This window comes from Komagataeibacter medellinensis NBRC 3288 (genome assembly GCF_000182745.2).
In the GTDB taxonomy this organism is placed as follows: Bacteria; Pseudomonadota; Alphaproteobacteria; order Acetobacterales; family Acetobacteraceae; genus Komagataeibacter; species Komagataeibacter medellinensis.
This window is the reverse complement of the sequence record NC_016027.1, coordinates 3,126,293-3,136,818: the sequence shown is the minus strand read 5'-3', so window position 1 is coordinate 3,136,818 and position 10,526 is coordinate 3,126,293. Positions and strand designations below refer to the sequence as shown.

The window sequence follows — 10,526 nt, the reverse complement described above, 5'->3', positions numbered from 1 at the left end:
GGCACGACCTACAACCCGACCCGGCCCGAAAGGGCAGGATCAACGATGACGCTGGAGTTATCCACACAAACTAGAACAGGGGCAGGCGCGAAGCAACGGGAATCTGCCCATACCCCACCAAAACCTGATCACACCTGACAGAAAACAAAACAAAAAGGGTCGCATTCACCAATAATGGTGACATACGACCCTTCTTGTTACTGGCAGTAATTCTTTCAGATGAAAGAAAACCGCCGCTTATTACGCAGCAGCAAGCGACTTGATACGTGCGGACAGACGGGAAATACGACGTGCAACCGTGTTGGCATGCATCACGCCCTTACCAACGGCACGCTGCAGTTCCGGCTGTGCCTCACGCAGGGCGACAACGGCCTCGTCCTTCTTGCCGGCCAGGATGGCGGTCTCAACCTTCTTGACGAAAGTGCGGACGCGGGACATGCGCGCCGTGTTACGGGCGTTACGGACTTCGTTCTGACGGATGCGCTTGCGCGCTGATGCTGTATTGGCCATTGCTCTCAGTTCATCTGCATAAATCAGGTTTACGGCGGTCCGCCACCCGATCGTTGCGGACATCCCCATATCAGGCAGGCGGTCTAGTCCACCCAAGGCCTGTTCGTCAAGACAAGTCTTCATCCCGAGCGTTTTTCATCTCCTGCTGACGGGGGCAAAAGAAAGTCGAGCGCCCGGACTGGGTGATGCGCACCACCCCGCCACACGCGGGCGGGCCGGGGCAGTCTGGGCAGCCCTGCCCCTCGCGCCCATATACGCGCCACGCATGCTGGAAATAGCCTAATTCCCCGTCGGGTTGCACATAATCACGCAGGCTTGAGCCGCCAGCGGCGATCGCCTCCTCCAGCACGGTGCGGATTTCGGTGGCAAGGCGGGCATATTCCGCCCCGCTCACCGCGCCTGCGGCGCGCGCGGGATGAATGCGCGCGCGGAACAGCGCCTCAGACACATATATATTGCCCAGGCCCGCCACCACGCGCTGGTCGAGCAGGAGCGCCTTGATGCTGCTGCGCCGCCCCTTGCCGCGCGCGGCAAGCCATGCGCCATCAAAACGGTTACCCAGCGGTTCAGGGCCCATGCCCGCCAGCAGGCGGTGACTTTCCACAGCACCTGCCGTTACAAGATCGACCATACCGAACCGGCGGGGGTCAACCAGTCCGCAGCGTGCGCCCTCGGCCGTCTCGATCACCAGATGTTCGTGAAGGGCGGGTGGCATCGCTTCCACAGGTGTCGAAAGCAGCACCCGTCCCGACATGCCCAGATGCATGACCAGGACCATGCCGCCCGAAAGGGTGATGAGGATGTATTTCCCCCGCCGGGCGAATCCATCCACGCGGCGGCCCGCAAGGCTTGCAGCCAGACCGGGGGGAAACGGCCAGCGCAGCCCGGTATGGTGCGTGCTGGCGCGGGAAATAGTGTGACCTTCAAGATGCACTCGCATCCCGCGCATCACAGTTTCGACTTCAGGGAGTTCCGGCATGGCCTCATCTGGGGTTATACCTGTGCATCATGACCGACAATAGCCAGCCCTACCATCCCTCCCCTTCCGCAGGCCGTCCCGGTGACCGCCACGCGGATACAACCGATTTCGGCTTCCGCGATGTGCCATTGCGCGAAAAGAAATCCATGGTGCGCGAAGTCTTTGACAGCGTGGCCTCCAAATACGACATCATGAATGATGTGATGTCGCTGGGGATCCACCGCGCGTGGAAGAAGATATTCGTCAATGAACTCGCACCCCACCCGGACCTGTCGCTGCTCGACCTGGCGGGCGGGACGGGCGACATCTCGTTCGGCTGGCTGCGCGGCGGCGGCGGGCCTGCCATCCTGTCCGACATCAATGTCAGCATGCTGAGCGTGGGCCGCAACCGCGCGCTGGAGCGCGGGCTTGTATCCGGCCTCAACTTCCTTGCCGTCGATGCCGAGGCCATTCCACTGGCTGACAATTCGGTGGACCGCGTCTCCATTGCATTTGGCCTGCGCAACTGCACCGACAAGCTGCAGGTGCTGCGTGAGGCACGGCGCATCCTGCGCCCCGGCGGGCGATTCCTGTGTCTTGAGTTCTCACGCGTGCAGGTCGCGGCCTTTGCGCCGGTGTACGATGCATGGTCGTTCCATGTGCTGCCGCGCATGGGGGCAGCCATTGCGGGAGACCGCGAAAGCTACCAGTACCTGGCCGAAAGCATCCGCATGTTCCCCGATCAGGAAACCCTGGCCGACATGATGCGCGAGGCGGGACTTGAGCGCGTTTCCTACCAGAACCTCTCTGGCGGGATTGCCGCAATCCACTCCGGCTGGAAGATCTGATGGTAGCAGGGACAGGCCGCTCTGTCCTGCTGGTCGTATGCGGGGGAATCGCCGCCTACAAGGCGCTGGGGCTTGCACGCAGACTGCGCGAGCACGGCATCCGTGTCCGTCCGGTGCTGACGGCGGCAGGCGCACGATTCGTTACCCCCATGGCGCTGCAGGCGTTGTGTGGGGAGCGTGTATCGAGCGACCTGTTTTCCCTGACCGAGGAAAGCGAGATGGGCCACATAGCGCTTTCGCGCAGCAGTGACCTGATCGTGGTCTGCCCCGCCACTGCCGATATGCTCGCCCGCATGGCCACGGGCCTTGCCGATGACCTGGCCACCACGCTACTGCTGGCCACCGACACCCCCGTGCTTGTCGCCCCCGCCATGAACGTGCGGATGTGGCAGCACCCCGCCACACAGACCAACATCGCCACCCTGCGCGCCCGTGGCGTGACCTTCGTGGGGCCGGAATCGGGCCTTATGGCATGCAACGAGAGCGGGCCGGGCCGTCTGGCTGAACCGGACATTATACTGGCCGCCATCATGCGCCAGCTTGCGGGCGGGGCGCCGCTTGCCGGTTACACGGCACTCGTTACGGCAGGCCCGACGCATGAACCGGTTGACCCCGTGCGCTATCTGGCCAACCGCTCATCAGGCACGCAGGGCTATGCCATTGCCTCGGCCCTGGCACAGGCGGGGGCAGAGGTTACGCTGGTCAGTGGACCGACCACCCTGCCAGATCCGTCAGGTGTCACCACCATACGGGTGGAAAGCGCGCGCGAGATGCTGACCGCCTGCCAGCAGGCCCTGCCATGCGACATTGCCGTCTGCGCCGCAGCTGTGGCCGACTGGCATGTCGCCCCAAGCGCGCAGAAGATAAAGAAGGCAGCACACGCCCCGCCCCCCGTGCTGCACCTGGTGCCCAACCCGGACATTCTTGCAACACTCAGTCAGCCATCACCCCTGCGTCCCCGGCTGGTCATAGGCTTTGCGGCCGAGACCGAGCATCTCATCTCCCATGCCACCGCCAAGCGCCTGCGCAAGGGGTGTGACTGGATGGTGGCCAATGATGTCAGTCCCGCCACCGGCATCATGGGGGGAACAGAAAACGAGGTTATCGTGATTGACGAGACCGGATGCGCGCACTGGCCCCGACTGGACAAGATGCAGGTCGCCCATAAACTAGTCGCACGAATCGCGGCCTTCCTCCATACCTCCCACCTCCATCCAGACCAGCAAGACTCCGACGGACGACAGCCATGACCCCTTCCCTCCTTCCCATCCAGGTCCGCCGCCTGCCGCACGCGCACGGTTTGCCGTTACCGTCCTATGCCACGGAAGGCGCTGCCGGCATGGACCTGCTGGCTGCCGTGACCGAACCGATGATTATTGCCCCCGGCGGCCGGGCACTGGTGCCCACGGGGCTATGCGTGGCCCTGCCGCGCGGCTTTGAGATGCAGGTCCGCCCCCGCTCTGGCCTCGCGCTCAAGCACGGTATTACCCTGCCCAACGCGCCCGGCACGATTGATGAGGATTATCGCGGCGAGATCGGCATCATCATCCTCAATACCGGCAGCACGCCCTTTGTGGTCGAGCGCGGCATGCGCATTGCACAGGGCGTGCTGGCCCCTGTGATACGCGGGGAGTGGATTGAATATGCCGAACTGGAAGAAACGGCGCGGGGTGCTGGCGGCTTTGGCAGCACGGGCACCGCAGGGTGAGTGAAACCGCACTGCCGGGCAACCTGCGCGTCCGCCCCAACATGGCGGACCTGCTGGGACTGCTGGCGATCATGGCGGCTGCGGTTGTCCTTGCTACCGCGGGCCGCCACATGCTCGTACCCATTCCCGCAAGCGAGGCAGGGACCATACATCTCAGCCCTGCCTGGCTGCCCGCCTATGCGGTGCGGACTACGCTGCGCATGTTCGCAGCCCTTGCGGCCTCGCTGGTCTTTACCTTCACCTATGCCGTATGGGCAGCCAAGAGCAGGCGGGCGGCACAGGTGCTTGTCCCGCTACTCGATATCCTGCAATCGGTTCCCATCCTGGGGTTCCTGACCTTTACGGTCGTGTTCTTCCTCGGCCTGTTCCCCGGCAGGATGGTGGGGGCGGAACTGGCCGCCATCTTCACTATCTTCACCAGTCAGGCATGGAACATGGCCTTTGCCATGTATCAGGCGCTACGCACCGTGCCGCCTGACCTGGAAGAAGCCGCACGCTGCTTCGGCCTGACCCCGTGGCAGCGTTTCTGGCGGCTGGAAGTACCTTTCGCCATACCGTCACTGGTGTGGAACACCATGATTTCCATGTCCGGCGGGTGGTTCATGGTGGTGTATTCCGAGACGATCACGGTCGGCAACACCGACATCGCCCTGCCCGGCATCGGCTCCTACGTTGGCGTGGCCATCGAACAGCGCAACATGGCCGCCATCTTCTACGCCATCATCGCCATGCTGGCGGTCATTACGATCTATGACCAGTTGCTGTTCCGCCCGTTGGTGGCCTGGTCCGCACGCTTCAGCACCGATGATGGCGCGAGCGTCGCCGCCCCCGACCCCTGGGTGCTGACCCTGCTGCGCCGCACGCACCTGCTGCGCCAGTTCTGCCTGCGGCTGGGCGAGACCATGACCCGCATCGGCTGGCTGGCCATCGGCCCCCGGCCTTCACGGCCTGTCCGCGCCCTTGTCCCCTCCCGCCTGCTTGATGGGGCATGGGTGCTGGCGCTGTCGGTCTGCGCGCTGACCATCGGCTGGAAGACATGGACCTTTGGCAGCAGCCACTACACCGTGGCGCAGGTGCTGCACGTGATCGGGCTGGGCGGGATTACGCTGCTGCGGGTTATGGGCACGGTTGTCGTGGCCTCACTGATCTGGGTGCCGCTGGGAATCTGGCTGGGCCTGTCGCCCCGCCGGGCACGCCATGCACAGATGGCGGCACAGTTCATGGCGGCCTTTCCCGCCAACCTGTTTTTCCCGCTCGTCGTCATCGGGATCGTACACTGGCATCTCAACAACAATATCTGGCTTACCCCGCTCATGCTGCTGGGCACGCAGTGGTATATCCTGTTCAATATCGTGGCGGGCGCTTCATCCTATCCCGGTGACCTGCTGGAAGCAGCCAGGAACTTCCACGTAAAAGGCTGGCTCTGGTGGCGGCGCATCATGCTGCCCGGCATCATGCCCTATTTCATTACCGGGGCACTGACCGCATCGGGGGGGGCATGGAATGCCGCCATCGCCACCGAGGTAGCAAGCTGGGGCGACACCACGCTCAGCGCACAGGGACTGGGCGCCTACATCGCTCATGCCACCGTGGCGGGCGCGACCGACCTTGTGGGGCTGGGCATGGCCGTCATGGCCGCCTTCGTGCTGCTGCTCAACCGCGTACTCTGGCGCCCGCTGTCCAATTACGCCGCCCGGCACTACACTTTTGACTGAGAGTTCATGATGCAGCCTGCCACACTCCCGCCCACCACCGCACAGAGCGGGACGGAGCTTGTCCGGATCGTCAACTGCCGCCAGGCCTACCACAAGGAAAGCACGACCGACCTTGTGGTGCTCGATGGTGTCAACCTGTCCATACGCAGTGGGGAGATCGTGGGGCTGCTGGGTCGGTCGGGTTCGGGCAAATCCACGTTGCTGCGTATCATCGCGGGGCTTCTGCCGCCCACTTCAGGCGAGGTTATCTGGAAGGGCAAAAAGCTGGAAGGTCCGGCAGATGGCATATCCATGGTGTTCCAGTCCTTCGCGCTGTTCCCGTGGTTGACGGTGCAGAAAAATGTGGAACTGGGGCTTGAAGCCCAGGGCGTCCCGGCGACAGAACGTGAAAAGCTGGCGGAAGACGCCATTCACCTGATTGGCCTTGGCGGATATGAGAACGCCTATCCCAAAGAACTTTCCGGCGGGATGCGGCAGCGCGTGGGGCTCGCGCGCGCCCTTGTTGTGCGGCCCGACCTGCTGCTGATGGACGAACCCTTTTCCGCGCTGGACGTGCTAACAGCGGAAAACCTGCGCACCGACCTTGTGGAACTATGGGCGGAAAAGAAACTGCCCATCCAGTCCATCCTGCTGGTGACCCATAATATCGAGGAAGCGGTGCTGATGTGCGACCGCATCCTTATCTTCTCCTCCAATCCCGGAAGAGTGGCGTACGAACTGCAGGTGCCCTTCGAGCATCCCCGCAACCGGGAGGACATGGCCTTCCGCCAGTTCGTGGACCGCATCTACGCGCTCATGACCCGTCGCGCGCCGGTCGTGTCGGAAGCAGACATGACCGACCCGGACATGAAACACGTACAGATCAGCGCCGATGCCGTGGCTTTGCCGGTACTGCCGATCAACACCATTGTGGGCATGATGGAAACGCTGGCAGCCGACCCGCTGCATGGCCGCGCCGACCTGCCGCTGCTGGCCAGCCGCCTGCAGCTTGAGCTTGATGACCTGTTCCCATTGGGCGAATCCCTGCAACTGCTGGGCTTTGCCGAACTGGAGGACGGGGACATCCTGCTCACGCCCGAAGGCATGCACTTTGTCCAGAGCGAGCACGACATCCGCAAGACCATCCTGCGCGCGAGCATGCTGCACAACCTGCCCATGGTGCGCACCATCCGCGCGGTGCTGGACGAGCGGCCTAACCATCGCGCCTCCGCCGAGCGTTTCCGCGATGAACTGGAGGATAGCATGTCCCCTGACTATGCCCGCCAGACATTGCAGACCCTGATCGGCTGGGCACGCTATGCGGAACTATTCGATTTTGATGAGGAAGCTGACCAACTCTTCCTTGAGGATGAAACTGAATAAACGCGCAGGAAAAGTTTTAAGTAAAAGAAGTTTTTGGTGAAGCTTTTTTCAAAAAGCTTCAGAGAACGCCGCCTTTAAAAAAGGCAGCACCCCAAAATTTTTATTCTTTCCTGTTAACCCGCCGTATCCACCAACCGGTCACGGAACAGGCGACGCATCTTGGCAATCTTGGGCGGAATGACCGCGCTGCAGTAGGGATTGCCGGGATTACGGGCAAAATAATCCCGATGATAGTCTTCCGCTGGCCAGAAATGATCCAGCTGCACAATTTCGGTCACCAGTGGGTTTGGCCACACGCCTGCCGCTGCGATCTCGTCACGGATGGCATGGGCGGCCTTTTCCTGCTCCGCATCCTGCCAGAAAATGGCGGAACGGTACTGCGTACCCACATCGTTGCCCTGCCGATTGAGCGTGGTGGGATCATGCATGACAAAGAAAATGCGCAGCAGGTCGGCACACGATAGTTCCGCCGGGTCGAACGTCACGCGCACGACCTCCGCATGGCCGGTGCGGCCAGTGCAGACCTGCTCGTAAGTGGGATTAGGGGTCTGGCCACCGGCATAGCCAGGTTCGATTGCGTGTACCCCGCGCAGTTCCCTGAACGGGGCTTCGATGCACCAGAAGCAGCCCCCACCCAGCACCAGTGTCTGCAATGCCTGTACGGTCATGGCGGCGTCTCCTCCGCAGTTTGCTTGATGTTTGCCTGCTTCAGGCGATACGGGCCAACGCGGCCTGCAGGCGCGCGCGTTCTGCCATGAACGCATCCAGCCGTTCACGGTTCTCGACCACGACCTCGGGCTTGGCGCGGGCAACGAAATCGGCATTGCCCAGCTTGCGCTCGACCTTGGCGATCTCACCATCCACCTTGGTGCATTCCTTCTCCAGCCGCTGGCGTTCCTGCGCGATGTCGATAATGCCAGCCAAGGGAATAACCAGTGTCGCCTCATCCACCACCAATTGGGCAGCCCCCTGCGGCATGTCCCCTTCCAGCGGCAGCACTTCGGATACGCGGGCCATGCGGCCGATGGCTTCCGACCACTTGGCAGCCCGCGCCACGGTGGCGGGTGACGCATCGCGCAGCAGCACGGGGGCAAGGCGGGATGGCGGCACGTTCATTTCAGAACGCACGGTGCGGATGGCGCTGATGAAACGGATCAGCCATTCCATCTCATCCCGTGCCTGCGCAGCCCCATCCAGATGTTCGGGCTGCGGCCAGGGGGCACTCATGAGCGAGCCCTGCGCACCAAAGCCGAAATGCTGCCACAGTGTATCGGTCATGAACGGAGTGACGGGCTGCATCAGGCGCAGGATGGTGCCCAGCACATGGGCGGCCACCGCACGAATCTCGACTGCTTCCGCCGTCTCCCCCGCACCGAACACGGGCTTTGCGAATTCAAGGAACCAGTCACAGAAGCAGTTCCACACAAAGCGGTAGCAGGTGGCGGCATATTCATCGAAACGGAAGGATTCGAGCGCCTTTGTGGCATCCTCCACCGCCTGCGCCAGTTCAGCCAGCACCCACCGCCCCAGCGGGGACTGCACGCTGGCGGGGCTGAACCCCTTGACCGGAGCTACACCGTTCATTTCGCAAAAACGCGCCGCGTTCCATATCTTGGTCATGAAGGAGCGGTATTCCTCCACCCGCTTGCGCCCCAGCTTGACGTCACGCCCCAACCCGGTCAGCGCGCAGATGCAGAAACGCGTGGCATCGGCGCCATAGGTGTCGATCATCTCCAACGGATCAATGCCGTTGCCCTTGGACTTGGACATCTTCTGCCCGCGCTCGTCGCGCACCAGCCCATGGATGAAGACCTTGCGGAAGGGCACATCCTTCATGAAGTGCAGGCCCATCATCATCATCCGCGCAACCCAGAAGAAGATGATGTCAAAGCCGGTAACCAGCACATCGGTCGGATAATAGCGCGCAAGGTCAGCCGTTTTCTCGGGCCAACCAAGAGTGGAGAACGGCCACAGGGCAGACGAGAACCATGTGTCCAGCACATCCTCATCGCGCGTCAGCACCGTATCCTGCCCGTAATGGCGGCGGGCCTGCGTCGCCGCGTCCGCTTCATCATGGGCAACAAATACCTGCCCGTCCGGGCCGTACCATGCCGGGATGCGGTGCCCCCACCACAACTGGCGGCTGATGCACCATGGCTGGATATCACGCATCCAGGCATAGAAGGTGTTTTCCCACTGCCGGGGCACGAATTCGATCTGCCCGCTTTCCACTGCCTCGATCGCGGGGCCAGCCAGGGTCTTGGCATCGCAGTACCACTGCGTGGTCAGCCGGGGTTCAACCACGGCGCCACTACGTTCAGCATGCGGCACCTGATTGGTATGCGGCTCGATCTTTTCCAGCCATTCCAGGCGTTCCAGTTCGGCCACCATCGCCTTGCGCGCCGCATCGCGCGGCATGCCTTCAAGCGTACGGACAAAAGCGGGGTCGGCAAGGCCTGCCTCGGCGCACAGTTCGCCTTCAATTTCGGCAAGGGTAATACGGGCTTCTTCATCCAGCACGCTGGGCATGTCCAGCTTGTGGCGGCGGCCGACCTCAAAATCGTTAAAGTCATGAGCAGGCGTGATCTTGACTGCACCACTGCCCTTGGTCGGATCGGAATGCTCGTCGGCCACGATGGGAATACGGCGGCCCGTCAGGGGCAGAATAACATTTTTGCCTACCAGTTCAGCAAAACGCTCGTCTTCGGGGTGAACGGCCACGGCCATGTCACCCAGCATGGTCTCGGGTCGGGTCGTCGCGACCGTGATGGTGCGGCCCGGTATCCCCTCGACCGGATAACGGATATACCACAGGTTGCCACGGCTTTCCCGGTTATCGACTTCAAGATCCGAAATGGCGGAGCGGAAGGCGGGGTCCCAGTTGACCAGACGGCGGTCACGATAGATCAGCCCTTCGCGGTAGAGAGTGACGAACACTTCCTTCACCGCATCCGACAGGCCATCATCCATGGTGAAGCGTTCGCGCTTCCAGTCCAGCGAACTGCCAAGGCGGCGCAGCTGCTTTGTAATGCCGCCGCCGGATTCGGCTTTCCATTCCCACACGCGCCCGACAAAGGCGTCGCGACCCATTTCCTGCCGGGACGTACCTTCCTTTTGCAGCATCCGCTCGACCACCAGTTGGGTCGCGATGCCCGCGTGGTCGGTGCCCGGCTGCCACAGCGTGTCACGCCCCTGCATGCGCCGCCAGCGGATCAGCGTGTCCTGCAATGTCATGGTCAGGGCATGGCCAATATGCAGCGTGCCCGTGACGTTGGGCGGCGGGATCATGATGGTATAGGGCGTGGCCGGACTGCTCGGCTGCGCACTGAATGCGCCACTGGCCTCCCACAAGGCATAGAGGGAAGTTTCTGTCCCGTCGGGGGAGAACGACTTGTCAAGCATCACGAAAAACCAGATCCACCATA

Annotated in this window: 9 protein-coding genes; 5 read left to right on the top strand and 4 right to left on the bottom strand. The window is 62.4% G+C overall.

Going from position 1 to position 10,526, the window contains the following annotated elements; genetic code table 11:
- Window positions 1-240 precede the first annotated feature (240 nt).
- Window positions 241-510, bottom strand: a complete 270-nt coding sequence (rpsT, locus tag GLX_RS14530; RefSeq protein WP_014106711.1) for a 30S ribosomal protein S20 — start codon at window positions 508-510, stop codon at window positions 241-243.
- Window positions 511-616: 106 nt separating this feature from the next.
- Window positions 617-1,489 (bottom strand): bifunctional DNA-formamidopyrimidine glycosylase/DNA-(apurinic or apyrimidinic site) lyase, encoded by an 873-nt coding sequence (gene mutM / locus GLX_RS14525; protein WP_014106710.1) that lies wholly within the window; start codon window positions 1,487-1,489, stop codon window positions 617-619.
- Between the two features lie 29 nt (window positions 1,490-1,518).
- Here mutM and GLX_RS14520 point away from each other — a divergent pair, with 29 nt between their 5' ends.
- From GLX_RS14520 to GLX_RS14500, 5 genes are read left to right on the top strand one after another with little or no spacing between them, the layout of a single operon-like run.
- On the top strand, window positions 1,519-2,316 hold the full coding sequence (locus GLX_RS14520; protein WP_014106709.1) for a class I SAM-dependent methyltransferase: 798 nt from the start codon (window positions 1,519-1,521) through the stop codon (window positions 2,314-2,316).
- On the top strand, window positions 2,316-3,566 hold the full coding sequence (gene coaBC / locus GLX_RS14515; RefSeq protein ID WP_014106708.1) for a bifunctional phosphopantothenoylcysteine decarboxylase/phosphopantothenate--cysteine ligase CoaBC: 1,251 nt from the start codon (window positions 2,316-2,318) through the stop codon (window positions 3,564-3,566). The genes GLX_RS14520 and coaBC overlap by 1 nt, the downstream gene beginning before the upstream one ends.
- Complete coding sequence (gene dut / locus GLX_RS14510; protein ID WP_014106707.1) at window positions 3,563-4,024, top strand: dUTP diphosphatase; 462 nt, start codon at window positions 3,563-3,565, stop codon at window positions 4,022-4,024. The genes coaBC and dut overlap by 4 nt, the downstream gene beginning before the upstream one ends.
- 41 nt (window positions 4,025-4,065) lie before the next feature.
- A complete protein-coding gene (locus tag GLX_RS14505; RefSeq protein ID WP_407927272.1) occupies window positions 4,066-5,739 on the top strand; it encodes an ABC transporter permease in 1,674 nt (557 codons plus the stop codon).
- A 6-nt stretch (window positions 5,740-5,745) separates the two neighbouring features.
- Complete coding sequence (locus tag GLX_RS14500; RefSeq protein WP_014106705.1) at window positions 5,746-7,101, top strand: ABC transporter ATP-binding protein; 1,356 nt, start codon at window positions 5,746-5,748, stop codon at window positions 7,099-7,101.
- 113 nt (window positions 7,102-7,214) lie between these two features.
- Here the strand turns inward: GLX_RS14500 and msrA are convergent, their stop codons facing one another.
- Window positions 7,215-7,769 (bottom strand): peptide-methionine (S)-S-oxide reductase MsrA, encoded by a 555-nt coding sequence (gene msrA / locus GLX_RS14495; RefSeq protein ID WP_014106704.1) that lies wholly within the window; start codon window positions 7,767-7,769, stop codon window positions 7,215-7,217.
- Window positions 7,770-7,809: 40 nt separating this feature from the next.
- Complete coding sequence (locus tag GLX_RS14490; RefSeq protein WP_014106703.1) at window positions 7,810-10,503, bottom strand: valine--tRNA ligase; 2,694 nt, start codon at window positions 10,501-10,503, stop codon at window positions 7,810-7,812.
- Window positions 10,504-10,526 lie beyond the last annotated feature (23 nt).